At 58.7% G+C, this 25,755-nt stretch carries 21 protein-coding genes and 1 pseudogene; 15 read left to right on the top strand and 7 right to left on the bottom strand.

Annotated features, from left to right (window positions below; translation table 11 throughout):
* The first annotated feature begins 192 nt into the window (after positions 1-192).
* The 3 genes from B0G69_RS06615 to B0G69_RS06605 all read left to right on the top strand — a co-directional run bounded on the left by B0G69_RS06615 (position 193) and on the right by B0G69_RS06605 (position 2,131).
* On the top strand, positions 193-1,353 hold the full coding sequence (locus tag B0G69_RS06615) for a hypothetical protein (RefSeq protein WP_121316171.1): 1,161 nt from the start codon (positions 193-195) through the stop codon (positions 1,351-1,353).
* A 106-nt stretch (positions 1,354-1,459) separates the two neighbouring features.
* On the top strand, positions 1,460-1,834 hold the full coding sequence (locus B0G69_RS06610; protein WP_147440704.1) for a hypothetical protein: 375 nt from the start codon (positions 1,460-1,462) through the stop codon (positions 1,832-1,834).
* Between the two features lie 72 nt (positions 1,835-1,906).
* On the top strand, positions 1,907-2,131 hold the full coding sequence (locus B0G69_RS06605; RefSeq protein ID WP_121316169.1) for a hypothetical protein: 225 nt from the start codon (positions 1,907-1,909) through the stop codon (positions 2,129-2,131).
* A gap of 15 nt (positions 2,132-2,146) precedes the next feature.
* Here B0G69_RS06605 and istB read toward each other — a convergent pair whose 3' ends face one another.
* Both istB and istA read right to left on the bottom strand, forming a co-directional pair.
* A complete protein-coding gene (gene istB, locus B0G69_RS06600) occupies positions 2,147-2,914 on the bottom strand; it encodes an IS21-like element helper ATPase IstB (protein ID WP_121316168.1) in 768 nt (255 codons plus the stop codon).
* 12 nt (positions 2,915-2,926) lie between these two features.
* Complete coding sequence (gene istA / locus B0G69_RS06595) at positions 2,927-4,450, bottom strand: IS21 family transposase (protein WP_121316167.1); 1,524 nt, start codon at positions 4,448-4,450, stop codon at positions 2,927-2,929.
* Positions 4,451-4,784: 334 nt separating this feature from the next.
* Here istA and B0G69_RS42660 point away from each other — a divergent pair.
* Together B0G69_RS42660 and B0G69_RS42655 are read left to right on the top strand one after the other, a co-directional pair.
* A pseudogene (locus B0G69_RS42660) lies at positions 4,785-4,925 on the top strand (nitronate monooxygenase); the annotation flags it as partial.
* Between the two features lie 114 nt (positions 4,926-5,039).
* The gene (locus B0G69_RS42655; protein ID WP_277873546.1) at positions 5,040-5,480 is read left to right on the top strand and encodes a nitronate monooxygenase; all 441 of its coding nucleotides are present in this window, start codon (positions 5,040-5,042) and stop codon (positions 5,478-5,480) included.
* Here B0G69_RS42655 and B0G69_RS06585 read toward each other — a convergent pair.
* A complete protein-coding gene (locus tag B0G69_RS06585; protein WP_121316165.1) occupies positions 5,465-5,614 on the bottom strand; it encodes an H-NS histone family protein in 150 nt (49 codons plus the stop codon). The genes B0G69_RS42655 and B0G69_RS06585 overlap by 16 nt on opposite strands.
* Before the next feature lie 449 nt (positions 5,615-6,063).
* On the opposite strand from B0G69_RS06585, the gene B0G69_RS06580 reads away from it, so the two are divergent.
* From B0G69_RS06580 to B0G69_RS06555, 6 genes are all read left to right on the top strand, one after another.
* Positions 6,064-8,076, top strand: coding sequence for a hypothetical protein (locus B0G69_RS06580; RefSeq protein ID WP_147440703.1), 2,013 nt, complete (start codon positions 6,064-6,066; stop codon positions 8,074-8,076).
* The gene (locus B0G69_RS06575) at positions 8,073-9,266 is read left to right on the top strand and encodes a hypothetical protein (protein WP_121316163.1); all 1,194 of its coding nucleotides are present in this window, start codon (positions 8,073-8,075) and stop codon (positions 9,264-9,266) included. Before B0G69_RS06580 ends, B0G69_RS06575 begins: the two co-directional genes overlap by 4 nt.
* A gap of 116 nt (positions 9,267-9,382) precedes the next feature.
* On the top strand, positions 9,383-11,320 hold the full coding sequence (locus tag B0G69_RS06570; RefSeq protein WP_147440702.1) for a hypothetical protein: 1,938 nt from the start codon (positions 9,383-9,385) through the stop codon (positions 11,318-11,320).
* A gap of 11 nt (positions 11,321-11,331) precedes the next feature.
* The gene (locus B0G69_RS06565) at positions 11,332-12,000 is read left to right on the top strand and encodes a hypothetical protein (protein ID WP_147440701.1); all 669 of its coding nucleotides are present in this window, start codon (positions 11,332-11,334) and stop codon (positions 11,998-12,000) included.
* Between the two features lie 256 nt (positions 12,001-12,256).
* Complete coding sequence (locus B0G69_RS06560; RefSeq protein WP_147440700.1) at positions 12,257-12,547, top strand: hypothetical protein; 291 nt, start codon at positions 12,257-12,259, stop codon at positions 12,545-12,547.
* A gap of 1,348 nt (positions 12,548-13,895) precedes the next feature.
* Complete coding sequence (locus tag B0G69_RS06555; protein ID WP_121316159.1) at positions 13,896-14,987, top strand: DUF3616 domain-containing protein; 1,092 nt, start codon at positions 13,896-13,898, stop codon at positions 14,985-14,987.
* A 1,371-nt stretch (positions 14,988-16,358) separates the two neighbouring features.
* On the opposite strand, the gene gyrB is transcribed toward B0G69_RS06555, so the two are convergent.
* The 3 genes from gyrB to dnaA form a co-directional block, all read right to left on the bottom strand.
* Complete coding sequence (gene gyrB, locus B0G69_RS06545; RefSeq protein WP_121316157.1) at positions 16,359-18,830, bottom strand: DNA topoisomerase (ATP-hydrolyzing) subunit B; 2,472 nt, start codon at positions 18,828-18,830, stop codon at positions 16,359-16,361.
* Positions 18,831-18,943: 113 nt separating this feature from the next.
* Positions 18,944-20,047, bottom strand: coding sequence for a DNA polymerase III subunit beta (dnaN, locus tag B0G69_RS06540; protein ID WP_121316156.1), 1,104 nt, complete (start codon positions 20,045-20,047; stop codon positions 18,944-18,946).
* Between the two features lie 220 nt (positions 20,048-20,267).
* On the bottom strand, positions 20,268-21,845 hold the full coding sequence (gene dnaA, locus B0G69_RS06535; protein WP_241991265.1) for a chromosomal replication initiator protein DnaA: 1,578 nt from the start codon (positions 21,843-21,845) through the stop codon (positions 20,268-20,270).
* Between the two features lie 384 nt (positions 21,846-22,229).
* On the opposite strand from dnaA, the gene rpmH reads away from it, so the two are divergent.
* From rpmH to yidC, 4 genes are all read left to right on the top strand, one after another.
* On the top strand, positions 22,230-22,364 hold the full coding sequence (gene rpmH / locus B0G69_RS06525; RefSeq protein ID WP_004198824.1) for a 50S ribosomal protein L34: 135 nt from the start codon (positions 22,230-22,232) through the stop codon (positions 22,362-22,364).
* A gap of 10 nt (positions 22,365-22,374) precedes the next feature.
* Positions 22,375-22,863: a ribonuclease P protein component gene (locus B0G69_RS06520; protein ID WP_199731148.1), complete on the top strand. Its 489-nt coding sequence runs from the start codon at positions 22,375-22,377 to the stop codon at positions 22,861-22,863.
* A 115-nt stretch (positions 22,864-22,978) separates the two neighbouring features.
* Positions 22,979-23,209 (top strand): membrane protein insertion efficiency factor YidD, encoded by a 231-nt coding sequence (gene yidD / locus B0G69_RS06515; RefSeq protein ID WP_007180115.1) that lies wholly within the window; start codon positions 22,979-22,981, stop codon positions 23,207-23,209.
* 30 nt (positions 23,210-23,239) lie between these two features.
* A complete protein-coding gene (gene yidC / locus B0G69_RS06510; RefSeq protein ID WP_121316155.1) occupies positions 23,240-24,898 on the top strand; it encodes a membrane protein insertase YidC in 1,659 nt (552 codons plus the stop codon).
* Positions 24,899-25,058: 160 nt separating this feature from the next.
* Here the strand turns inward: yidC and B0G69_RS06505 are convergent, their stop codons facing one another.
* Entirely contained in the window at positions 25,059-25,463 is a 405-nt protein-coding gene (locus B0G69_RS06505) for an XRE family transcriptional regulator (protein WP_121316154.1), read from the bottom strand.
* Between the last annotated feature and the right edge of the window lie 292 nt (positions 25,464-25,755).

Raw genomic sequence — 25,755 nt, 5'->3', positions numbered from 1 at the left:
CTTAGCCTGTGTGGTGGTCAGCTGGTCACTGCGCACAACGAAAACAAAGTTTGGAGAGCTACGATGGAAGACGGTCGTCAAGAACCTTCGAGCAATGGCCGTAGTGGCCACCAAAATCCCCTTCAAAAGGGAACCCTACATTCGATTCCTTCATCGGGTAAGTTTGATACAGCACCATCGTCGGACGAGCACATGGCTGACGAAGTCGGCAAGGGAACGTTGGGCGGACCTGTTTCAGAGCGGCCTTTGGTCAACCTAAAAGACACGTACAAAGAGACCATCGCGATGGTCAAAGATACGCTTGACGTCGCATGGAAGGTAGCGCCAGTTGCCTTGCTCCCGGCTGCCCTATTCGTGTGGAGCTATCTACGATCAATACACTGGACAAACTTGTTTCAGGACTCTGCGATGTCCGGCAGTGGTTTGGTCTTTCTCTTTATTGCGGCGGTGCTGATCGCGGTGGCTGTTCTATTGCAATTCATCGCACCGTCGCTACTACTGATTGGCACCATGTGGAACTACCGCAATGAAAGCATCCTTCCGAAAGCCGTACCACGGCTGTTCGGCTGGGCAACTGTTGGATGGCTTGCCGGGTTAGCGTTGGTAGTTGAGCTGGAAACGAACCAGGTCTGGATCATGTTCGCGATGGCCTTTATTGCAGCGTTTATATTTGGTGTCTATAGCCGCAGTTCGTTAGATATCCCCGCAAAGATCGGTGGAAAACTACCTCTCTCCGCGGCCCACGCAATTGGCTTGGCGTTAGTCGCCATGTTCGCGTTGACGGCGACATCAATACCGCTCTTGATTACCCTACACGTAGCAGAGCGACATGCAGACGGCGGTTGGCTGGAGAAGCTACTCGTGTTCTCCGTGTGCTTTGGCACAACAGCCGTTAGCTTGCTGCCCGGATATATGTATCTTAATGCTCGCACATGGAGGCCCGGGTTCTATCAACCGCTCAAGCTTGCTTCACTTGGGTTTTTTCTGCTCTCGAATATCGTTGTATCCGGCGCAGCGCTTTTTGTCCCTGTTTCGTCTACGGTCATGCGACTTGCTGGCATCTACAGCAACGAGCCGCAAAGTTTTCAGATTTTGCAGCCCAGTCTCACTGCGGCCCTCGACGCGGCTGGTGTACCGATTCAGAAAGGTGAACAGTCGAATATCGTCACTGGATATGTTAGGTACGACTTCGGAGGAATTCGCCTCCTTTGTCGGCGACCCTTCGACGCGGCCCTCGTATCTGGCGATGCCATAAAACTTGCGCGGAAAAATAAGGCCCCAGATCCAACGGTGCTCGCAGGTTCTGGCTGCGTTCAGGCGACTCCGTCGGAGCTGCGGCCTTTGCGGATGTGAGGAAACACGATACAGCGCGAGGGTGAACCGTCGAGGGGCGGGGCGGATCACTGCGTACGCGCTGATTACAGGCTGTGTGCTTACCTTGGATATGGCGAGGCTCTATATGGTTCTTAACCGATATGTTGGCGTGGTGCGCGCTATGGTTGGCAGCGCTGCATCGAGTCGCGGAACGGTCACGTTCAAGCAATTGTTCGGTGCGTTCCCGACAGAGACGCCGCCGTCCGATGTCTACGATACTCTGGAGAAGGCATGTTCAGAGCTTGGATCGTGGGACGAGGTCATCTATTCGGTGGTGATGGCAAAGGCGAAGGACGGCCTGCCGGGCGACGGCTTTTTTGACATATTCAAGACGCATCGCGAGGTCGCGTTTCGCCGTATCGCTGATCGTGCTAAGACGCTCGATCTGACGGATGAGCAGCGCAAGCAGATGACCGAGTTGGAGCGCGAGCGCGTGTATGCTCCCGCGAGCCTAAAATAACGCCGTTCGGTCGCCTATGCATCATCGTCGCGCACGAGAAAATTGGGTAATGCCGGACAGAGGGGAATACCTATGACAGACTCAACAAACGATGTATTTACACTCGATCACTTCCGGCGTGCACTCGGCGACGTGAGTGACTTGCACTACGATGATCTGCATGAAATTCCCTACATGAACGTCGCCACAAGACTCTACCTTACGGCGGGTGTCGCAGTGATGCGTATTTCGGCGAACGTGACCGTCGATTTCGGGAACGTGACCGATTCGGCGGGGTTGGGCGTTGCGCGGTGTTGATTGTAGATTTTCTTGTTAGTTCTGGTCGAGTTCGGGCTCCAGGACGTTGGGTTTAGGGGATGCTTTTCTGAGGGATTCACCGGTGAGCGTGATCCGGTGATGACGTTGCATGAGGCGGTCGAGCATTGCGTCGGCGATGGTCTCGTCGCCGATCCATCCATGCCAGTGCTCAATCGGTAACTGGCTGGTGACGATGGTCGCCTTTCCCGCCGAGCGGTCATCGATCATCTCGAGCAGATCGTTTCGAACCATCGCATCGAGGGGCGCCATTCCCCAATCGTCCAGTAGAAGCACGTCGACGCGGGCAACCTGCAGCAGCCATTTTGTGAAGCCGCCGTTGCCGTGCAGAACTCGAAACTCCTCGCCAAGTCGCGGCACGCGCAGGTACAAGGCTGAATGCCCGCGCCGGCAAGCGTATTGGGCCAGGGCGCAAGCGAGCCACGATTTCCCAGCGCCGGTTGGGCCGCTGATGAGCAGGCTGTAGCCGGCTTCCACCCAGTCACCGAGTGCAAGGCTCGTGAGCGAGCGCGGATCGACGCCACGGCCAGCGCGCGTGTCGAGATCTTCAATGGCGGCCTGCGGATACTTGAGGCGCGCCTGCTTGAGCAGTCGGGTACGACGGCGATCATCACGCCAGCTGGCTTCCCGGTCGACCAGCAGTGACAGGCGCTCCTCGAAGCTCAGGCTGGCCGCACTGGGCTGCGTCAATTGTTCTTCCAGGCCGTCAGCGAACCCGTCCAGCTTGAGTGTGCGCAGTTGCGTCAATGTCTGTTGCATCATCATGGTAGGTTCTCTTTATTGGTAGTAGCCGGGGCCGCGTACATGCGGGTGACTTGGACTGATCCAGTCGGCAGGTGTCGCCACCGCCGCCCGGTCGCGGTTGTTGACCAGGATGTCGCGCACGTGGCGGTAACGGTGCACGCCCAGTTCCAGCGCCAGCGCGCAGGCGGCTTCGAGACGGTCGCTGCCATAGCGACGTGAGAGCGACAGCAATCCAAGGCACGCCCGATAGCCGTGTTCCGGATGGCGTTGCTCCTGCAGCAGCCGGGTGACGAGCGCGCCGGTTGCCGCGTCGATCTGCTGTCCCCAATGAATCAGCCGCTGCGGCGTCCATTCCAGATGAGCGCGGTGTGCCGCCGGCATGTGCTCGACGACGGTGGTGTAGCCACCGGCGCGGTCGTTGCGTGCGTGGCTGGCGACACGGCGACCGCGATGCAGCAGTTCGACAGCGCCCGCCGTGATGCGCGCATCGAGCTTGAGACCGACCAGCGCGTGCGGCACGCTGTAGCGGTGTTTGTTGATCTCGACGTGATAGTCGATGTGAACCGTCACTGTCTTGAAGCGCGCGAGTTCATAGGGCTGTGCCGGCAGCGGCTGCAGTGCCGGCGCGTCCAGCTGGGCGAATGCGCTGGTGCGACATCCCGGCAGCTTCTGGAACGGCCTCTCATTCAGGTTCTTGAGCAACGGGTGGATCGCCTCATTGACCGAGTGAACCGACTCAAACCGGTGATGACGCAGGCGCGCCATGATCCAGCGTTCGACCACCTGGACCGCAACCTCTACCTTCGGTTTGTCCTGCGGACGATATACGCGTGCAGGAAGGAATGACGTGCCGTAGTGACGCGCAAAGTCCAGCACGGTGTCACCGGCGCGAGGTTCATAGCGATCGGGATCGGCAATCATCGCGCGCGGGTTGTCCGGCACGATCAGCTGCGGCACGCCGCCATAGAACGTCAGCGCGCGAGCAATGCCGCCCAGCCAGTCCTCCATCGTTTCGGCTGGCGTCGCGCATGCGAACGTGTAACTCGATGCGCCCATGGCCGCCACGAAGATGTGCGCGCGGCGTCCAGTCGTCAGCGGCAACGTGGGGCCGGCGAAGTCGACAAACAGCTTCTCGCCGGCGCGGTGAATCTGACGCATCGAGCGCTTCAGGCGTTTCGTGAAAGCCTTGTAGTGCCCGCAGAACTGCGTATAGCGGTAAGTCTGCCGGTCCGCGAACTCGGTCTGGTACTCCTCCCACAGCAACGTCAGCGTCATGCCCTTGCGACGCAGTTCCTGGTGGATGCGTCCGTAGTCGGGCTGGGCGTAGCCTGCTGGCCCCGTGGGCTTGCCGAGCAGCCGCCGTTCGAGCTCGCCTTCGTCCATCTCACAGGCGCTTGCCCAGTCCAGCCCGGCGGCACCGGCCAGTCCTATGTACTTCGTGACCACGCCCTTGGATATGCCCAATGACGTGGCGATCCGATCGTGCGAGAAGCCGCCGTCGAATTTAAGTCGTAAAACATCCTTGATCATGCGCATGTTCATCCGGTGCGCGGGCATGCTCTCTCCGGCAAAAGCCGGCGAGCATAGCCCGCGTAGTTGATGTCATGCGCAACGCCAATCCTGCCTTCCGGTCCGCTCGGTCACATTCCCGAAATGACCGGTCACGTTGCCGAAATCGCTGGTCACCATCCCGAAACGGCCGGTCACGTTCGTCCGAAATACGCACCGAAATCATCGTGAACGTGCTTTGAAGTCTTTGCGCTCGGTGGTTAGCGTCTGGCAAATGGCTATCAACAACTGGGCCGAGCACTAGACTTCCAGAGACAACAGAAACTTATTTCGGTCGCGTTCGAGATCCGAATAGTAAGGTCGCAACCAAGCGGTTCCGTCGGAAGACATGATGATTAGCGCACGTTTCACTGAGCGCTTTGGCATCAAGCATCCGATTGTTTGTGCGCCAATGGCGTTCGTCACTGGCGGGGCGCTCGCGGCTGCTGTTTGTCGCGCCGGAGGACTGGGGATCGTTGGCGGAGGCTACGCAGGGACGCTGGGTTGGGACCTTGATCTAGAAACCGAACTTTCTCGAGCGAAATCCGGCAAATTCGGCGTTGGATTTATCAGCTGGGCTCTGGCGCGTGCGCCGACGATGCTGACGAAAGCGTTGCAACACTCGCCGTCATGCGTGTTCCTGTCATTTGGTGACCCTCGACCGTTTGCAGCAGAAATCCGCGACGCGGGCGCCGCGTTGATCTGCCAGGTGCAGTTCTTGTCGCAGATCGACGTGGCCCTGGAAGCTGGCGCCGCAGCGATCGTAGTACAGGGCACCGAGGCAGGGGGGCACGGAGGAAACCGTTCAACGTTTCCGTTTGTGCCGGAAGCTGCCGACTATTTGAAACAACGCTCGCCTGAGACTTTGCTGGTTGCCGCCGGCGGCATAGCGGACGGGAGAGGACTGGCAGCAGCCCTGATGCTTGGTGCAGACGCGGTGGTGGTCGAGGAGCAGCAACACCAACGAAGTATCGCTGCCCTCAAACGTCGCGCCGCCAAGCGTGGGTTCCGGCTTGAATCAGTTCAGGTGACAACGTAAAAGCTACCGCCGAATAGCTTTTTTTCTTGAGAGAGGGATAAGGAAAGCTTGGAGTTCCTCTCAATCCCGGCCGGAGCTTGGCCATGTCCCGACCAAGGGTTACCGGTCTTTGGATTGAGATATTTTGCGGGCAACGGTGCCTTTTTTCACCGCAGCAATTTATAGGTGCACGCGGTTATCGTGCCAGTGCGCGGAACGCTTGCGTTTCTCTCCAGGATATCGAGTACGGCATTCCAGTCACGTCTTTGCGTGACGGATTGCTTGAGGCAAGGTTTGCTGCATTGGTATCCTTGACTGGACGTGCGGCATCGCACATTGCATGCTTGCGCGCCGGCATGCTATGACTAAACTACCTTTTGGTGCGCGCAAGCTAGCACTTTCTATTTCCGAAGTGCCAGGGCGTGTAGCCCGTGCCTGGAATGTTGGAACATGAGGAGGCCCCTTGCCGACTCACATTTTTCGAAGGCATTCAGGAGACGCGCGTGGGTGGCGAAGGCGTGCCCGATTCCACGCAGCCAACGCTCGACGGCTCATAGCGAACCCCATCACCTTCCTGTTGCTTGTCAGCACCGCAGAGTCCGCATTGGCGATCGATTCCGAAGAAGTCGTTGAGACAGCCGTCTGTACATCTGCGAATATTGCGACTCCGATCGCCGTCAAAGCCTCGTACTTCACGTTCAATCGTAAGGATGGCTTCGATTGCGCCCGAAGGGCGTTGAAATCGCTCGAAACCAGTATTTCTACGAATCCCGAGGCGAGACTGGGCTCATCGCGCCTGTTATGGGGAATATTTTCTTTGGCGCGGGACGATGCGACGCGGGACGCAGAATTCAAGGCATTGACCACATCGATTCGCCTTGCGGACAAGCATCCGCTCCGGGGCGAAGCGAGACTCGCACAGTTACGTCTCGATGCGTTGCGCGGCAAGCCGAACGCGTCGCTTGGCACGCAGATCGAAGGGGTCATCACAGATCTGGGCATTCGTTCGGATGTCCGCAGGCTCGCGGCGTTATATAACGACGGCAGCCTCCCTCTTCGAGAGTCGTTGCGTTGGCTGTTCTATTCGTATGCCGAGACGCGCTCTCGGGCAAGTAGCCCGAACGTCAATCTGACGCTACGGCTTCGCGAAATTGCGGCTTGGGGCGTAGAGTTGGCTTCGATTGGTGCGGCATGCCCGGAGATGGCGCGATACTTGATCAGCCGCAGCTGGCAGCAGGGACGTCGACTGGTAAATCAGGGGACAGGAAAGCCACTGGTGTCGGGGGAACCCTATGCCGAAATGGACGGAAAGCTGACCTATTCGCTGTGTGCGAATTCAAATTGTCAGACTCAGAATCTGTCGTTTGTAAAAATTAGTGACCAACTTATCGAGAAGCGGGAGAGCCACGAGTTGTCGGATTCGCTGGCCGCGATTCGTTATAGCGTTGATAGCAGCCCTATTCTCCAGATAAATTGCTCGCGGAATGAGACGTCGTGCAAGGATCTTTCGCCCCAAGAGGCTGGTCGGCACTATCAAATTGGTGTGGTTTCCGCAGTGGTAGGCGGATCACGCTGGAAAGACGCTTTCTGGAAGCAGGTCAAGGGCATCGAGGACTTCGGCTCAAGCGTTTCATACTCACTCGAATCCCGGGTAAAGATACCGTCCTGCGCAAACCCAGTCCAATGTCCCATCAACATTTTGGCCGCCGCTAGGTATTTGAGCAATGGCGAGGACGCCGGCACGGAGCGCACGGCGACGCTTCTGCGCCCGGACGGGTCAAAGACGCTTTTTCCGAAGGAAAGTCTCGTCAGTATCGATCGTAGTACGGGAGACCACTACATCGATCTCAAAATCTCGGAGACGCGCCAATCCAAGGGAGGCACCCATGGGCCCAATCAGGAATCATTAGTTGGCGTATCGCTCTGGTCTGGCGCAACGGTATCTGCACACGTTCTCGAGTCAACGAAAAAGGCGCTCGCCGCCAGCCCACTACCATTGACCGACTATCTTCCCGTCATCCTCATGACCCGAGCGGTGCTCGAGAGCCCCTCGGTGACCTCCGGAACGCCGAAGTACATGGGGCTCGGTGAAGCTCTCAGCCAGTATTCAGACCCTAAGGTCGCGAATCGCTGGGAGCGGATTTATCTCCCCCTTTATTTCACCTCGCTGCTGCAGACTGATGTCGGGCCGCGACTAGCGCCGGAGGATCGGCAGGGGCTAATGCTTGCGGACCAACTTCTGAGTCAGGTAGCCAAGGACAACTTTGGTCCCTTCGTGGACCAGCAAATCGCCCTGCTGCGCGGCTTGCGACAAGCCCTGAGCGTCGCGCTACTGGACAGCGCCATCGGAGCCATCCAAAAAGATCAACCCCTCGACAATACGCTTACGCCGTTTGTGCAAACGATCTTGGACGCACCGACCACAAACGGACTGTCATCGGATGACAGCCTTGCACAGGCTCAGTCGCTTATTACGCGGGCTCGCGCGAGTGACAACTTGCTCGACGCAGTGTTGCTGCTTTATCAGGCGAGAGACAGACTGGCACAGGCAGAGGAGCGTCTCGTGATCGTGCTGGACCAGCTCGTGGTCGAGAAAACCGGCCTGATCGCTCCATGAAGCCGGCAACCAGGGTGGTGGCGTTGGCGGTGACGAGCCTTCTGCTTTCGGGCTGCGAGGACGACTGGGGGGACAAAATCGCTAATTTCGTCGATAACGAGGTGCATGCGCTTACCGTCGAAATTGCCCGACAGGAGCTGGAACTTCGCTGGCTAGATTATTTCCGCGGACTTCCCATCAAATCCGCGCTGGTTCTCGGAGTGACGGGGAAATTAATCGACACAGAAGATATTTCGAAGTCGGAGGTTGCTTCTTTTGACAATCGCGAAGAGCTTCTTACACGCATTAACTTGACGGATCTCAATACGATCGCGGCCACCAAGATGTTGCGTTCTGCCATTGCGGAGATTGATCGGGTGGATACCCTCTGCGAAGATACGAACGCACTGTATACAGTCGATATGGCCGGAATCGGCCAGAAGATATCCCAGCAGATTGCGCTACCAGAACCGCAGTGGTATGTGGAGATAAGTTGCCAATTTGGCGGAGGCGAAAATCAGGGCGCAGCGTCAGCAAATGGTGGCGACCGCGGCGACAGCGGTGGAAACTGCTGGAAGAGCTTGGTATCCGTGGTCACGGCAATCTTTGGTGCCGATAGTCAGAAGGAGCAGGAAGAAAAGGCGAAAAACGCGATCTCCCGCATTCCCCAGCGCGTCGTCTCCCCAGCTGAGGTGTTATCCATGTCTCGCATGACGTGCGCACAGGTATCGTCTCTTCCCTTGATCCGTCAGAGCTTGGAGAAGTCACGCATCGCGCTGTCCTCCGCCCTGCAAGCCTCATCGGCCACCGCTGTCGCGCTTTCGAACATGCGAACCCGACTAAATGCGCAACAGATCCCGGCACTCCTCGCGGAAGTTACCGACGCCACGGGAGTGCAGAAAACCGCAAGCGCTGTTGCCAGTGAGTACGAGTCGGTGGCTGTAGAAGCGACCATAAGCCGGCAACGCAAGGACCTTCAGTACTTCGAGTCCAGAGCTTTGAATGCGGCATCGTGCGGTGAAGTGCTTGGGGCCAATCAGTTATACGCGCTTGTCCTCGCCGAGAAGAGGACGCAGCTGCAGGCTGCGGTCGGCGTCGGTAGTACATACGGCCCAGACTTCCAGGCGTTGCTGGATAGCGTCACGGCAGCGGAAAAAACCTTCTCGGAAATGCATGGGGCGAGGGCGGCCAGGCTATGCGCATCCCATTGATTCTCTGCGCCCTCATCTTACAGGCCTCGAATTGCTTTGCCGGACCGTGGGGAGAGTTGATATGCGTTAGGCGCGTCTGGCACGGGGAAACGCTGCATAGCACTGCGGATTGTGCGGTGTCCACACCCGGTGGCACGCGCTTTGAGCCAAGTAAACCAGGGCCAGTCGGAGAGGTGAAGCAGGGGTCGTGGATTGGCGACCTACCTCCCAATGAGACCGGCGTCATATACATCAAGGGCGCTGGAGGCGGAGCTGAAGCGGGATCTGATGCGGGTGCCGACGCAGGCTCCTACCGTGAGGTGAGCCGGGGGGCGAAGCCGTATATCGAATCGGCCGGTTACTTCGGCTCACTGTTCGCCGAGGAAATGGTCGAGTACCGGGCGGCAGCTATCAACAGAAACGAGAGTGTGGAACTCAACCTAGGCAGGGTGCGGCAGACGGCCAATGCGACAGCGGAAGACTTGGCGGGCGCAGTGAAGGCGCGTAACGAGGGGCTTGCTCAATCGACCCAGCAGACGGGCGACATGATCTCAACTAATCTCGGCGCGGTTGGTGAGAAGTTAAAACTTGCGACCGATGGCGCGAAGAACTTAGATGCAAGGCTTTCGGCTCTAGGTGTGGCAGATGCCCCGTCGGGGGAGAGCAGTCTCGCAGGCAGGGAGGTTCTGCCGGTGGAGGTGGTGCGCGCTGCCACGCTCGCGGTGGACTCCGCCAGGTTAGTGGGACAAGAATCCCTCGCAGGCAGCGCACCGAACGGACTGAGTAACGCGGCGGACATTGAGCTAGGCGAATATGACAAACTTGACCCCGCTTTGAGGGGAAGCCCCGGACTAGTTCAGGGAGCCGAAGCTCTCAGGCAGGCGAAGTATTACTCCAAGACGAATCCGGAGATGGCCGGTGCCTTGTATGCCGAGGGACGAAGCGCCCGAGCGTTTGCTACCGGAGAGATCGGGACAGCACAGGTGGCCGTCTGGGACGTTTCTGCGGGAAATATTGCGATGGTGCCTGTGACGGACGCAGCCAACCGTGTGTTACCGGTCGCTTCATTTTTTGGCGCGCAGCGGCTGAGGGTGGAATCGATGCTCGAAGACGCTGCGGGCGGTACGGGGACCAATGCCAACACGGCGGCGGCACCCGACAGCGTGCTGCGCACGACACAGCGTATTGTCGCCGAGGCAACAGAGACGCTGGCCAGCGATCCAGTCAAATCGCTTGGCGGACTGTTCAGAGCGCGGACGCTTGTAGAAAACATCAAGCTATATGGCGGGGCGTGGGCCAAACTGACCAAATGGTCCGCCGGCGCGGCTGCAAGGCTGCGTAAGTTATTCAGTCCCCCGCCCAAGGTCGCATATCCTGGCGGAGCAGGTCGGTATATCGCGATCGAAGTATCCAAAAATCTGAAGAACGCAGTGTCCGAGTACCAGAAAAACTTGCAGGCCGGTCAGTATGCAATTTACGGTATCGGGAGCGTCTACGACATGTTTGGCACCGATGAACTCGCGGAACTGAAAACATCCTTGAAAGATGGCGCATACGCAGCCTCCGTTGAGGCGAAACCCATGGAGGATCTTTATACCGTCGCTCCGACGTTGTATAGGCTGTGGGTGTCGAATGACGCCAGGAAAGCCAACGAGGCAGATTCTAAGGCGGAAATTGCGCAACTTAACCAATTGCGCGATCTGTATGAGGCCAGGGTGCAAACTCTATTGCAGTATGGTGACCGGATCAAGGCACTGTCCGGTCTTGCGACGGTAGATGCGAGCGCCCTTGACTCCCCCTTAGCTTTTGGCTACATAAGGGCGCTCTGCTCGCCCCAAACGGGGACGGTCTGCGATGCCGAAGTGTTCGCCACAAGCGAACAGCTTAGGGAAGTCTCTGCACTTTCGGACGACGCGCGCAGGGAAACGGCGAAGACCGTAGAACGATACCGCCGCGAGCTTGAGAAACTCGACCAGCTCATCGACGGCTGGCTAATGGTGCTTCCTGACCCGTCCGTGAGGGACTATCGCCGGCTTGGGCCTCCGATGCGGGATTTGGAACGTAGTTTTCGGTGAGGTAAGTACCCGTGAAAATGCGTGTTGCGTCAAACCTTGTCGCTATGCTGCTTCTCCTGCCGACCAGCCTTGCATACGCGACTCCATTCGAGGAGTTCTTTGAGCCCGACCGTTCCCGGTACTGCGGTGTGGAGCGCAAGGAAGACATTCTCGAAACTTCGTGTCTCTGGGATGCTACGGCGCGGGCGTCAGGTAACTGCGACGCTAAGGAATACCAGGTCACGATTGGGAAGGAACCCATCTACCGCAGTTGCCGTTCACTATTCACTCTCGGTGAGACCGCATCGACTCTCACGCCAGACGCTCCGCCCGGGATAACGCCAAATGCCGCCTTGATCTGGCGCCTTATGGCAGCCATCCAACCCATCGCGAAGGAAGCAACGACCGTCTCGCCCCCCGCTTGCGTCGCCGATGTAAAGGAACCCAAGGACCGGACTTCCCGGGAAGACCATGAGAAGTACTTCAGTTGCCTGGACGAATGGGACAACGCCATTCTTTACCAGGCTGATACGAGCGCCCCTGGCAAGATGGTCGGTATCATCGAGGAAGGGCTGAAAGGTGCAAAATTGGAGGATGATGACTCCCGCGGAGCTTTAGGTGAACTCACGCTTTTGCTCGAAGACGAGGGATCCGCCGCCGATCCATCAACCGTCCAGAATCTAGTGGCGAGGTTGAAATAAGACTATGCGAGCCGCTCGTGCTCGGACACGATCTTCCATTAGAAGGCGCATACTCAGTCATTACAAAGAGTTGAAGTTTTCCGTGGTCTGCGGAACGAGTGGACAGACTGTCACAGATTGGAGAGCGACCAATCGACAGAACTCCGCTTCGTACGAGACTTTTCTTCGCCCGTCCCGGTCACTGTCTAGGGATTATGACAGGCGTGTAGTTAACCGTCCCGGGTTTAGTGGAGGCTCCAATTCTTGAATGGAGCCCATGAGCAAGCAAACCAAGTTTTCCCCCGAGGTCCGAGAGCGAGCTGTACGGGGCAGGCAATCGTATTTCAGCTTCTTCGTGCTTGATGACATGACTATTCGTCATAAACAGGTCATGGCTGATTGGAAATTCGGTTCCCAGCTCCGACGTCGTGGCGTAATTGACCTCGACATAGGCTACAGCCCGTGCCCGTTGTGCGCCTACTGGCAGAAAACTGACACGCTGGAAGTCGATGGTGTCTCCAACAATCGATTCTGGTCCGTTTCGGTCGGACCGGCGCCGACGTGCTGAGTATGCTCGTGCGCGCTCGAGGTCTGGCTCAGCTTCGCGCCAGCGCCCCTCGCCGACTAGTTTCCGAACGCGCCGCCGCTGGACTTCTGTAGCCGCGACTCGGGCCAGGATCTCATCTCGTTTGCTTATCCATTTGATTTTTCTCACACTCAATTCGGTGGTCGGTGACTTGGCCGGTAATGGTTGTGTGAAGGTACGCCCCGTGTCGCGTGTTGCGTGTTGCGTGTTGCGTGTTGCGAAGGGTAGTTCACGCTTTCCAGCATTCAATCCAAAGATTAGAAGATCTCGCGCGGTGCCAATACACGCAAGAATTCTCAAGGAGATCCACGTCAGGAAAGACGAGAAAAATCCGCTTCTACATTTTTGGGCGAGTTGCACACGACAGCGTTTATGTCCCAACGGAGGTTGACTGTGGTTCGTCCGGTTGCCATGGGCTGGTCGCGGACCGATATTCAATCCAGATTTTTTTCGGCCGTAGCGGTGCCACGGTCACGCGCAACGATACCTGTGGTTGCTCAGATTCCCTCGCTTTCTAATTCAGATCTGTGCGGAGAATCCCCGAAACATTTCGCCACTGGCGTTGGCACGATGTCGACGAGTACTCGTTCGCGGCAGGCCTTTCATTTCCCTTGAGAACGATAGGAGATCGCGGACCGGTTGATGTGGATGGATGCGCACTTGTGCGGCTTACCGCACACAGATCTCAATGTTATACGGCGCTTGATAGCGGGGTAGCGATGTGGGTAGAGTTGCACCATGAACACAGCATGGACTCCCCGCCAAGCGGCGACACGCGAATCGGATCCCTTTCCAGCGAAATTCAAACTAACAGATCGGGATTGAGCTGTGTCACGGAATTTGGAAGGTGTTTGAGCTGACAACCGTTCAGGAAGTCACGGGTAGCCGCCTGACCAAGACGGGACTTTGAATGCGCGCAGTGCCGGGCTGCACCATCGGGCAGGTGTCAGCCGAGCGGATCGTGACGGCGCATAAGAGATCAAAACGGTCATTGCTGCGCGCTGTCGGACTAACCGCGACAAACCCTACCTGAAACGCGGCGCATAACTTCCCCACTATCGTAGAGACTTATTTGCATGCCGAAGCTGCGCTCACAATCGATGCGAAATCGTCTGTCTAACCGCGGCGGCCGAACTCTAAGCGGGTGAGACACACGAACTTGACGAGACGCCTCTGTTTGCCTTGAATGAAAGATGCCGTTCAACCGTCAACTAGAAGTAATGGAGCAACGACGCGCTTCTATCAGACTAATTCGGCGAGTTGTTCGCGAACTAGCCAAGAGGGACACCAGTCGGAATAGCACCGTACACGTATTCGAGGGCGTAAATTGATGAACCAGCCAAAGGAAGCGGACGACAGCACGAGCCTTGCTCCGGCGGCCGTGCGGCGAGGAGAACCATCGGCTTCGCCGGTTCACTCCATGCGCTCCTTTCCATTGCGTCTTCTTGTCGCTGCCTGCGCTTGCGTGATCGCTACGTTCGCATCGCAGGCCGTCGCCGAATCGGTCACGACGTATCGTGGCATCTGCAGCGCGTCGGCGGGTATCGATCTCGGTTCTGGTCACTTCGTCGTTGCCGATGATGAAATGAATCTCCTCGTCGTCTACCGATACGACTCTCCCGCCTATGTGAGCATCGTGGACCTCTGGGACTTCTTGCGCGGCAGCGACGGCAAGAAGGAAGCCGACCTTGAAGGCGCGGCACGAATCAACGAGCGGATCTATTGGATCGGCTCGCACAGCCGGAACAACGATGCCGACCTCAGGCCTGCGCGTCATCGTCTGTTCGCGACGCGCATCGATACGACTGGCGCATCGCCGACAGTCAAACAGATCGGAGCGAAGCCTTATGATGGATTGCTGGAGGCGATCACGTCGGACGAGCGTTTTGCCGAGTTGCGCGATGCATCGGCGCGGGGCGCCGAACGGCCGAAAGGCTTGAATATAGAAGGGCTCGCCGCCACTGAAGACGGCGGCTTGCTAATAGGTTTCAGAAATCCGCTTTCAGGCGAGAAGGAGATGGCGTTCGTCCTGAAGCTCACGAATCCCGCCGCGGTTGTCGATCAGAACGCGGTGCCCGTCTTCGGCGACCTCATACGGCTCGATCTAGGTCAGCGCGGGATTCGCAGCATGGAGCGTGTCGGTTCGGAGTACTTCATCGTCGCTGGACCTGTCGATGATGGCGCGCCGGGCACGCCGTCTTCAAAGTTCGCGATCTACAAATGGAGCGGCGCACCCGGCGCGGCTGCGGTGCACTGGAAGGACATCAGTCCGCCTGACTTGCACATCGAGGGGTTGTTCGAGATTGCCGGGACGAAACAACTCTATCTGCTGAGCGACGACGGTGGCGGCCGCGATAACTGCACGAACAAAAAAGTGCCTTCCGACGACAAGACGTTCCGGGGCATGCGCGTCGCTTTCTGACCCTCTTGAGCGATAGTGCTTCAGCGGTGTCGAAGACACACATTGGAAAATGAACGCCGCGTTCGGATCCTGCGAATGAGTTGCGCCACAATAAGGAAATATCGATTAATCCGCCAACTACGGGCGTTTGCTTTGTAGTTCGGCTACAGTCAGACGATACATCACTGCTCAGGCAAATGCGGTCATCCTCCATCCAATATGTGATGAATCATGAATCGCTTCTGGCTCTTTATCAACAGGGTTGGTTACCGCATTTCAGCGACGCACGCATTTCGTGGACTGTTCTTCGCGTCGACACTGGCGGCTATTCCCGGATGCAAGCGGCTCGCCGATACAGGCCGCGAATAACATCTACGCTAACCTGGAGTATCCATTCGAGACGGAAGTGCCTCCCACATTCTCCGCCTACCGTTCGTCGGTGGAAATCGAGACGATTATCGGCGGAATGGGGCGCGGAAACGATTGCTTCATTCCCTGATACTGTGATGTCGCTTTCAAGCAGTCGCCTGGCGCCGCTATCCCCCTCAACCGCGACATGTTCGACCACCGAATCACTTCGTTACTCACGACATCGCCACTCTGGCGGACTTAATGGCAGGCGCTCGATATGTCCGCCTGCACCCATCGCAAGCGAGCGGGGCGCGCAGTCCATCAAGCCGGCAACGATCTGCCTCTGTGGTTCGCCAGTTTTCGGCATGGCCAATGCAATTGGGGGCAGGCAGACGCCGCTCACTTTTCGGCCTTTGCCGACGTTGAGGCCGTTCCGTTCAACGTCAGCAGCGCGGCGTAATGCTGACGTTGCCGGCGTCGCGCGGCAGAACTCCAACTGCATGCGTCAGCGAAAGCACACTCACGACCCTCTGCCGACGGTCGCGTCGTCAGCGTTTCAAAGACAGGTAACGGATCGGTCCGGCCATCGAAGCTGGCTTCTCCGGGACAGCTGTTGCGATTCGCCAGGCGGCACTGCCGGAAATTGTGGGCGGTGGCGCTACGCCGGGCGTTCCCTTTTCGCGGAAAGGCGCGATGCACTCGCGACCGGCGGGGCACACACACTGTCATTGCCAATCGTCGGGTTTGCGGGCGCGCCACGCTGAGTGCATCTACTATTTGGTTCTCGGCGCCGTTGGGATCGCTGGCGCCGCATCAACGCCCGGCGATATTCGCGATGTGCTCCACGCCGAAATGGTTCGAGTTCTCGCGTGCGTTTTTTCAATCTGTCCACCCAGTCCAACTAATTCGTGACGCAAATCCGGCTAGTCCAACTATTTCGGTTCGGGTCGTCCGTGTGACTCGACCGAATTAGTTAGCAAGTCATTGATTAATAAGGATCTGCAGTCTAATTAATTCAGTCTCCCTGCACTACAATTCCCCTCAAACATCAATATTCCCCGCCCTCAACGCATTCGACTCAATGAAAGCCCTCCGCGGCTCCACATCGTCCCCCATGAGCGTAGTGAAAATGCCATCAGCCGCAATAGCATCCTCAATTTGCACACGAAGCAAACGACGCACCGTCGGATCCATCGTCGTCTCCCAAAGCTGCTCAGGATTCATCTCACCGAGACCCTTATAGCGCTGCTTGGAAACGTTACGTTCAGCATCAGCCAGCAACCACTTCATCGCGCTCTTGAAGTCGCTAACCGCCATACTCCGCTCACCACGCTTGATCACTGCGCCAACGCCAATCAACCCCTTGAACGTATTAGCGGTATTGATCAGCTGCTGATAATCCGCAGTCAACTGAAACTCTTCATCGAACACCGAAATCTTCTGATTACCGTGGTGAGTACGAGCGACGCGCAGCGAGCGCAGTTCACGCACCGGGTCATACATCGTGGTGACCGTCACCTCGGGCTTCAGTGCGTCGTCGCGCAGCTTGGCCTCGAGTGCCTTGGCCGAAGCCTCGGCCGCAGCTTCACTCGTGAGGTCGACCACCACCCCATCCATCACAGCCTCGAGCGCACCAGCGTCGTACAACCGGCTCAAACGATTCACCACGGCCTGCGCAAGCAGATAAGCCCGAGCCAATTCGCCCAACGCATCGCCGGTGATCGGCGTAGCGCCTTCCGAAGCCACCAGCTCCGACCCTTGCAGCGCGAGCTTCAGAATGTGAGCATTAACCTCGGCTTCATCCTTCAGATACCGCTCGTCCTTACCCGCCTTGATCTTGAACAGCGGCGGTTGCGCGATGTAAATATACCCACGCTCGATCATGTCCGGCATCTGACGATAGAAGAACGTCAGCAACAGCGTCCGAATGTGCGCACCGTCGACGTCAGCATCGGTCATGATGATGATGCGGTGATAACGCAGCTTCTCGAGGTTGTAATCGTCCTTGCCAATCCCGCAACCCAACGCGGTAATCAGCGTCACGATCTGCTCCGAAGAAAGCAGCTTGTCATAGCGCGCCTTCTCCACATTGAGCACCTTGCCGCGCAGCGGCAAGATCGCCTGAAATTTCCGGTCACGCCCCTGCTTCGCCGAGCCGCCTGCCGAGTCACCCTCGACGATATAAATCTCGGACTTCGCGGGATCCTTCTCCTGGCAATCCGCCAGTTTCCCAGGCAGACCGACGCCGTCAAGCACGCCCTTACGACGCGTCATTTCGCGCGCCTTGCGAGCCGCATCGCGCGCGCGCGCGGCATCGACGATCTTGCCGCAAATGATCTTCGCGTCGTTCGGCGTTTCCAGAAGGAATTCCTCGAGCGCCTTCGCGACCACGTCTTCCACCGGTGCACGCACTTCCGACGACACCAGCTTGTCCTTGGTCTGCGCGCTGAACTTCGGCTCCGGCACCTTCACGGAAAGCACGCACGAGAGCCCTTCGCGCATGTCGTCGCCGGACGTTTCGACCTTGGCTTTCTTCGCGACTTCGTGATCGTTGATGTACTTGTTCAACACGCGCGTCATCGCCGCACGCAACCCGGTCAGGTGCGTGCCGCCGTCGCGCTGCGGAATGTTGTTCGTGAAGCACAGCACGTTTTCGTTGTAGCTGTCGTTCCACTGCATTGCCACTTCCACGCCGACGCCGTCCTTCTCGCCGCTGATGTGGAAAATGTTCGGGTGCAGTACGGCCTTGTTCTTGTTGATGTACTCGACAAAACCCTTCACACCGCCGACGAACGCGAAATCTTCTTCCTTGCCGCTGCGCTGGTCCGTCAGGCGAATGCGCACGCCGTTATTCAGGAACGACAGCTCGCGAATGCGCTTGGCCAGGATGTCGTAGTGATATTCGACATTGCCGAAGATCGTCTCGTCGGCCATAAAGTGCACTTCAGTACCGCGGTTCTCGGTATCGCCCACCACCGGAATCGGCGACACGGCCACGCCGTCGATCTCTTCGATCACGCGGTTCTGCGGCACGCCACGGTGGAATTCCATGAAGTGCTTCTTGCCGTCGCGGCGCACGGTCAAACGCAGCCACGCGGAGAGCGCGTTCACACACGACACGCCTACGCCGTGCAGGCCGCCGGACACCTTGTAGCTGTTCTGGTCGAACTTGCCGCCGGCGTGCAGTTCGGTCATCACGATTTCGGCGGCGCTGCGCTTAGGGTCGTGCTTGTCGTCCATCTTCAGACCGGTCGGCACGCCGCGGCCGTTGTCGGTGATCGAGATGGAGTTGTCCGCGTGAATGATCACCTGGATGTCGTTGCAGTGCCCGGCCAATGCCTCGTCGATCGAGTTGTCGAGCACCTCGAACACGAGGTGGTGCAAACCGGTGCCATCCGATGTATCCCCGATGTACATCCCCGGCCGCTTGCGCACAGCCTCCAGACCTTCGAGGATCTGAATGGACGAGGCGCCGTAGCTGTTGTCGGGTTGCGTATTGTTCGTTTCAGTCATGGATTTTTTCCGGTTCTGCGTTACTGCGAGGTTGCTGCTCGGGACTTTTCAAAACGCCATAAAAACGCCAAAGGGGCGCTGCGCCCCTTGGTGTGTTCCAGGTGTTGGACGCGTCAGATGCGCATCGGCATCACCACGTATTTGAATTCGTCGTTCTCGGGAATCGTGATCAACGCGCTGGAGCTGGCGTCGCCCAGGCTCACTTGCAACATGTCGACCTTCAGGTTCGCGAGCACGTCGAGCAGATACGTGACGTTGAACCCGATGTCGACGCTGTCGCCGTCGTACGCGATTTCCAGTTCTTCCTGCGCCTCTTCCTGATCGGCGTTGGTGGACATGATCTTCAACTGGCCCGGCTCGATGATGCAGCGCACGCCCTTGAATTTGTCCGACGTCAAGATTGCCGCGCGTTGCAGCGAACGTTGCAGCTCTTCGCGGCCAATCAGGAATTGATTCTTGTGTGACTTCGGGATCACGCGCTGGAAGTCGGGGAACTTGCCTTCCACCAGCTTCGACACCAGTTCGACCTGGCCGAACGTGAATTTCACCTGCGTTTGCGCGATGTCGATCTTCAGTGTGTCGTCGATGTCTTCCAGCAGACGCTGCAATTCCAGAATCGTCTTGCGCGGAATGATCACTTCCTGACGCGAGAACGAACCTTCGATCTTCATCGACGAGAACGCCAGACGGTGGCCGTCGGTAGCGACCGCCATCAGCTGGTCGCCGTCCACCACCAGCAGCATGCCGTTCAGGTAGTAGCGGATGTCCTGCTGGGCCATCGAAAAATGGACCATGCCGAGCAACTGGCGGAACGTCTTCTGGGGAACCACGAGGTTCGCGCCGTAGTCTTTAGCTTGCGCGACCGTCGGGAATTCGTCCGCGGCGAGCGTTTGCAGCGCAAAGCGGCTCTTGCCGGATTGCACGGTCAGGCGCTTGTCGTTCAAAGTGAGCGTGACCTGCCCGTCGGGCATCGCGCGCAGAATGTCGAGGAGCTTTCGTGCTGCCACCGTGGTCGCCACCGAATCGCCGCCCACGCCAAAATCGGCACGCGTGGTGATCTGCAATTCGAGGTCGGTCGACAGGAACGACACATCAGGGCCGTTCTTGGTAATCAGCAAATTGGCGAGGATCGGCAACGTATGGCGGCGTTCGACGATGCCGCTCACAGTTTGCAGCGGCCTGAGGAGGTTATCGCGTTCGGTCTTGACCAGTTGCATAGAGTTCCTTCGTTGATATAACGGCCTGCGCGCCTTGCCAGGTAAGGTTTGCAGCATGCAGCCGTGGCTCCCCGCCGGCGCCACGCAGCGCCCGTCACGGCGTGAAATCCGCCCGCGGCCGCCGGGCGGTTAAACCTGTATTGTGCCTGAAAATGGAACCGCCTCACTAAAATGGGGGCGAGTTTGGAAATAAACAGGTCGATTTTCCCGTCCGGCCCGCTTAGCCCTTCAGCGTCTGCTCCAGCACGTGCAGCTCGTGGTTCAGCTGGGCGTCCTTGCTGCGTTCGTCGGCAATTTTGCGCACCGCGTGCAGCACGGTCGTGTGGTCGCGCCCGCCGAACAGCTCGCCGATTTCCGGCAGGCTCTTCTGGGTCAGCTCCTTCGCCAGATACATCGCGATCTGCCGCGGCCGCGCGATGTTCGCCGGACGCTTCTTCGAATACATGTCAGCGACCTTGATGCTGTAGAAGTCAGCCACCGTCTTCTGGATGTTTTCCACCGAAATCTGCCGGTTCTGCACCGTCAGCAGGTCTTTCAGCGCTTCCTTGGTCAGTTCGATCGTGATTTCGCGGCCGTGGAACTTCGAGTACGCGAGGATCTTGCGCAGCGCGCCTTCGAGCTCACGGACGTTCGAGCGCAAATGCTTGGCGACGAAGAACGCGACGTCCTCGTTCAGGCTGACGAACTCCGACTGTGCCTTGCGCATCAGAATTGCGACGCGCATTTCCAGCTCGGGCGGTTCGATCGCGACCGTGAGGCCCGAGTCGAAGCGCGAGATCAGGCGGTCGTCGATCCCCGAAATTTCCTTCGGATACGTGTCGCTGGTGATGATCACCTGCGCCTTGTTCGCGACCAGCGCCTCGAACGCGTAAAAGAATTCTTCCTGCGTGCGCGACTTGCCCGAAAAGAACTGAATATCGTCGATCAGCAGCAGGTCGAGCGAGTGGTAGTAGCGCTTGAAATCGTCGAACGCCTTGCGCTGGTACGCCTTCACCACGTCGGACACGTACTGTTCCGCGTGGATGTAGCGAATCCGCGCGCCGGCCTTGTCCATCAGAAGCTGGTTGCCGATTGCGTGGATCAGGTGGGTCTTGCCCAGACCCACGCCGCCATACAGGAACAGCGGGTTATACGAAATGCCGGGGTTGTCCGCGACCTGAATCGCCGCAGCGCGCGCCAACTGGTTGGCCTTACCGGTCACGAAGTTGTCGAAGGTCAGAACCGGATTCAGCTTCGAGCGCTCGTACATCGAGTCGTTTTCGCCGCTGCCGGTCGAAGCGGCGCTTTGGCCCGGACGCCAGGTGCGGCGTGCGGCTGCGGCTTCGTTCGCGTCGAGACTCGGCAGATCGAGGTCGGCGGCGTCTTCGGCAGCCGCGCGAGCGTTAGCGTTTTGCGTGGCCATGGCATGGTTGGCGCGGGCCATTTGCGCCGCCTGCACGGCGCCGACCGCCGCGTCGACTGCGGCGCCACCGCCGGAATGGCCGCCGCCCATCGGCGCGGACGAAGCCGGACGAGCCGGCGCGGACGCTGCCGCGAAGGCGCGCATGCCAGCTTTCGGATCCAGCACGAATTGCACGTCGACCGGGGCTTGCCAGAAATCGCGGGCCATATCCGCGATGCGGCCGGAGAACTGGCTCTTGACCCAGTCGAGCTTGAAGCGGTTCGGCGCGGCGATGCTAAGCGTGTGCGCAGCGGCGTCGAAGGCGACCGGGGCCAACGGTTTGATCCACGTCACGTACTGCTGGGGCGTAAGCTCACGCTCCAGCAATGCGGAACAGTGTTGCCAGAAATCGTTCATCGAGTTGCTGTCGTTATGGTGTGCACGGCGGTCGCCGCTGCCCTTGTCGCGCGCGCGCAACAAGGCCCTGAGCAGCCAGGCGTAACGGCTCCAGGCGCTTGTGCCACAAGGGTTTGCGGGGCAAGCGAGCCGGAGCGGCGTGCAGGATTTTTGGGAAGTAAGGCGAGATTCTAACGCCAAAACGGACCCGGAAGGGAGTTATCCACAGGGACGGATCATCTGGCGAACGCGGCCCGGTCTGCGGCCGAACCTGGCTAAGCTATTGACGGCCAACGGAAAAGCGGTTTAAATAGCGGGTTCCGCGAAAACCAATTTCAGTAAACCTCCGGCCATTGCGCTTTCAGCGATGCTCGCGCGGTTTTTTTTCGATCAAGTGAGAGCAACATGAAACGTACTTACCAACCTTCCGTTACCCGTCGCAAGCGCACCCACGGCTTTCGCGTTCGCATGAAGACCGCTGGCGGCCGCAAGGTCATCAACGCACGTCGCGCGAAGGGCCGCAAGCGCCTCGCCATCTAAGGCGAGCGGATTGCGCGCTGTGACCGAAGCCCGCGGCGAAGCGGGAGCGGCTGGGGCGCAGCAACCGGGCTCGGTTCCGTTGCGAGCGCACGCCGCCTTTCCCAAAGTCGCCAGGCTACTGAAAACGGATGAATTTTCATCCGTTTTTCGTTTGCGCCCGTGGCGCCGCACCCCGCACTTCGTGGTTTACGGCCGGCCTACCGGCAACGACGCGCGCTTGGGCCTCGTGATCGGCAAGAAGTATGCGCCGCGCGCGGCCACGCGTAATCTGGTACGTCGAATCGCGCGTGAAGCCTTCCGGTTGCGTCGCGCGGAATTCGGCGGTTGGGATGTGCTGCTGCGTTTGCACACGCGCTTCGACAAGAAGGCTATGCCGAGCGCCTCGTCGCCGCCGTTGAAGGCGCTGTGCCGCAGTGAAATCGAAGCGCTGCTCGACAAGGCAGCGCGCGAAATTGTCCGTCGCGAGGCGCCGCCCGCGGAAGCGCCCAAGACGGAATGATGCTCAAGTGACCGCCCGTTTTGAAGGTTCGGCAGTTCAGGCCGCTTTGGCCGCCCTGCCGGACGGGCGTCACCCGGTACTCCACGTTGCGCGGCGCCGTCCGGCCGCATCAGCCATGCAAACGGTACTCATCGCTTTATTGCGCTTTTACAAGGTTGCCGTGAGCCCAATGCTCGGCAACCGGTGCCGTTTTTACCCTTCCTGTTCTGATTACGCGCGCGAAGCAATCCAGTATCATGGCGCCGCGCGCGGGACTTATCTCGCCGCCAGGCGTATTTGCCGCTGCCACCCGTTTTCCGCGGGCGGCATCGATCTCGTCCCGCCTCCCACTTCTGAAAAGCGCTGACGCGCCGTTCCATCGACACTGAGACAACGCATGGATATCAAACGCACCGTCCTATGGGTCATCTTTTTCATGTCAGCTGTCATGCTGTTCGACAACTGGCAACGCGACCACGGACGCCCGTCGATGTTCTTCCCGAGCGCCACGCCGACCAAGACCGTCGGTAGCGCCGCACCGGGAACCACGACGCCGGGAACCCAGCCGGCCGATCTGCCGGCCACCAACGCAGCCGCGCCCGGCAACGCGCCGGCGGCGACGCAATCGCAACTCGTGAAGTTCTCCACCGACGTCTACAGCGGTGAGATCGACACCCGCGGCGGCACGTTGTCGCGGCTCTCGCTCATCAAGCAGGGCGACGGCAAGACACCGGATCTGATGATCACGCTGTTCGACCGCACGAACAATCACACGTATCTGGCTCGCACGGGTCTGCTCGGCGGCGATTTCCCGAACCACAACGACATCTTCACGCTGATGCCGAATCAGCAGACCGAACTGAAGGGCGACGAGAAGACGTTCAGCCTGAGCTTCGAGTCGCCGGAGAAGGGTGGCGTGAAGGTCATCAAGACTTACACGTTCACGCGCGGCAGCTACGTGATCGGTGTCGACACGAAGATCCAGAACGTCGGCAGCACGCCGGTGACGCCGTCGGTTTACATGGAACTGGTGCGTGACGACCAGCCGGTGGAAACGCCGCGCTTCTCGCACACCTTCATCGGACCGGCTGTCTACACCGATCAGCATCACTTCCAGAAGATGACGTTCGGCGACATCGACAAGAACAAGCAGGATTACGCGCACGAGGCCGACAACGGCTGGATCGCGATGGTCCAGCACTACTTCGCGTCGGCGTGGATTCCGCAGCAGGGCGCGAAGCGCGACATCTACGTCGAGAAGATCGATCCGTCGCTGTATCGCGTGGGCGTCAAGCAGCCGCTGCCGACCATCGCGCCGGGCCAGACGGTCAGCGTGTCGGCGCGCCTGTTCGCAGGTCCGGAAGAAGAGCGCATGCTCGAAGGCATCGCGCCGGGTCTGGAACTGGTGAAGGACTACGGCTGGGTCACGATCATCGCGAAGCCGCTGTTCTGGCTGCTCGAGAAAATCCATAGCTATGTCGGCAACTGGGGCTGGTCGATCGTGCTGCTCACGGTGCTGATCAAGGCGGTGTTCTTCCCGCTGTCGGCCGCGAGCTACAAGTCGATGGCGCGCATGAAGGCGATCACGCCGCGCATGCAGGCGTTGCGCGAACGCTTCAAGGGCGATCCGCAAAAGATGAACGCCGCGCTGATGGAGCTGTACAAGACCGAGAAGGTCAATCCGTTCGGCGGCTGTCTGCCGGTGGTGATTCAGATTCCGGTGTTCATCTCTCTGTACTGGGTGCTGCTGTCTTCGGTGGAAATGCGCGGCGCGCCGTGGATTCTGTGGATTCACGATCTGTCGCAACAGGACCCGTACTTCATCCTGCCGGTCCTGATGGCCGTCTCGATGTTCCTGCAGACCAAGCTGAACCCGACGCCGCCGGACCCGGTTCAGGCCAAGATGATGATGTTCATGCCGATCGCGTTCTCGGTCATGTTCTTCTTCTTCCCGGCGGGTCTGGTGCTGTACTACGTCGTCAACAACGTCCTGTCGATCGCGCAGCAGTACTACATCACGCGCATGATGGGCAAGTCGTCGGTGAAGCCCGCCTGACGGACTGTCTGAAAGGCGGCGGCAGAGCCCGCCGCCTCGCGTCGGGCTGAAGCAGGCCGACGCTGACTGACCAAGCAGCGACAAAAAAAGCCGCCCGGTGCAAACCGGGCGGCTTTTTTCATGGGCGCACGAATCTCGAACGGCGCCCTCGACTCGTCGATTACTCTTCGGTGTCTTCGCCGTAAAAGCGCTCGATCATCTCCTCGACCAGGTTGCGGTCTTTCGGCATCAGTGATGCGATCTTCGAAGCGAGTTCGATCGTTTCCGGCGTCGGCGGGTATTTCTCGCCACGCGCCCTGGGTCTGCTGCTCGACCCGGGCGGCGGTCCGTAGTGAAGCCAATGCTCCTTGACGTTCAGCCATTCGGCTAACGTGCGCAGCTTGTCCGGTTTGGGGATCGTCGTACCCGTCAACCATTTGTGCGCGGTTTGCGGCGTAACGGGACGCTCGCCGTGATAGCGAAGGTTGAATTGCTCGGCGAGTTTGGTCCCGCCGCGTATCTTGAGCGGCTCTAGCAGATCCTTCAGCCGTTTGGCGAAGGCGGCTTTTTCTTTGTCGGTCGGCATGGGCCAGATTGTGCAATTCAGTATCCTCCGAGTTGACAACCAGTCAAGCTTGGTATTAGCGTATTTGAGATAGTTTTAGCTTACGAGCCGCGCCAGACAAAGCGTTTCAGCAATTTGAAATTTTCTATTTTTTCTTTATTCCGTGGGCGTCCACGCCATCCTCTTGTCTCATCTCACTTCGCTTTTCCTAAGAGAATGTAGGAATAATCCTAGCTTATTTGAGATAAATATAAGTTGACATCAGAATCACTGACAGACGCATTGGCGGCCCCGCTGCGCAGTCGTCGCCCGC

It is taken from the genome of Paraburkholderia sp. RAU2J, from assembly GCF_003634845.1.
GTDB lineage: Bacteria > Pseudomonadota > Gammaproteobacteria > Burkholderiales > Burkholderiaceae > Paraburkholderia > Paraburkholderia fynbosensis.
This window is presented reverse-complemented; position numbering and strand designations above follow the sequence as displayed.

Excerpts from the sequence above, each read along its gene's own strand:
- B0G69_RS06615 (WP_121316171.1), top strand. The coding sequence starts at position 193 with ATGGCTGACGAAGTCGGCAAGGGAACGTTGGGCGGACCTGTTTCAGAG.
- B0G69_RS06610 (WP_147440704.1), top strand. The coding sequence starts at position 1,460 with ATGGTTCTTAACCGATATGTTGGCGTGGTGCGCGCTATGGTTGGCAGC.
- B0G69_RS06605 (WP_121316169.1), top strand. The coding sequence starts at position 1,907 with ATGACAGACTCAACAAACGATGTATTTACACTCGATCACTTCCGGCGT.
- istB (WP_121316168.1), bottom strand. The coding sequence starts at position 2,914 with ATGATGATGCAACAGACATTGACGCAACTGCGCACACTCAAGCTGGAC.
- istA (WP_121316167.1), bottom strand. The coding sequence starts at position 4,450 with ATGCCCGCGCACCGGATGAACATGCGCATGATCAAGGATGTTTTACGA.
- B0G69_RS42655 (WP_277873546.1), top strand. The coding sequence starts at position 5,040 with ATGCTGACGAAAGCGTTGCAACACTCGCCGTCATGCGTGTTCCTGTCA.
- B0G69_RS06575 (WP_121316163.1), top strand. The coding sequence starts at position 8,073 with ATGAAGCCGGCAACCAGGGTGGTGGCGTTGGCGGTGACGAGCCTTCTG.
- B0G69_RS06560 (WP_147440700.1), top strand. The coding sequence starts at position 12,257 with ATGAGCAAGCAAACCAAGTTTTCCCCCGAGGTCCGAGAGCGAGCTGTA.
- B0G69_RS06555 (WP_121316159.1), top strand. The coding sequence starts at position 13,896 with ATGAACCAGCCAAAGGAAGCGGACGACAGCACGAGCCTTGCTCCGGCG.
- gyrB (WP_121316157.1), bottom strand. The coding sequence starts at position 18,830 with ATGACTGAAACGAACAATACGCAACCCGACAACAGCTACGGCGCCTCG.
- dnaN (WP_121316156.1), bottom strand. The coding sequence starts at position 20,047 with ATGCAACTGGTCAAGACCGAACGCGATAACCTCCTCAGGCCGCTGCAA.
- dnaA (WP_241991265.1), bottom strand. The coding sequence starts at position 21,845 with ATGAACGATTTCTGGCAACACTGTTCCGCATTGCTGGAGCGTGAGCTT.
- rpmH (WP_004198824.1), top strand. The coding sequence starts at position 22,230 with ATGAAACGTACTTACCAACCTTCCGTTACCCGTCGCAAGCGCACCCAC.
- yidD (WP_007180115.1), top strand. The coding sequence starts at position 22,979 with ATGCAAACGGTACTCATCGCTTTATTGCGCTTTTACAAGGTTGCCGTG.
- yidC (WP_121316155.1), top strand. The coding sequence starts at position 23,240 with ATGGATATCAAACGCACCGTCCTATGGGTCATCTTTTTCATGTCAGCT.
- B0G69_RS06505 (WP_121316154.1), bottom strand. The coding sequence starts at position 25,463 with ATGCCGACCGACAAAGAAAAAGCCGCCTTCGCCAAACGGCTGAAGGAT.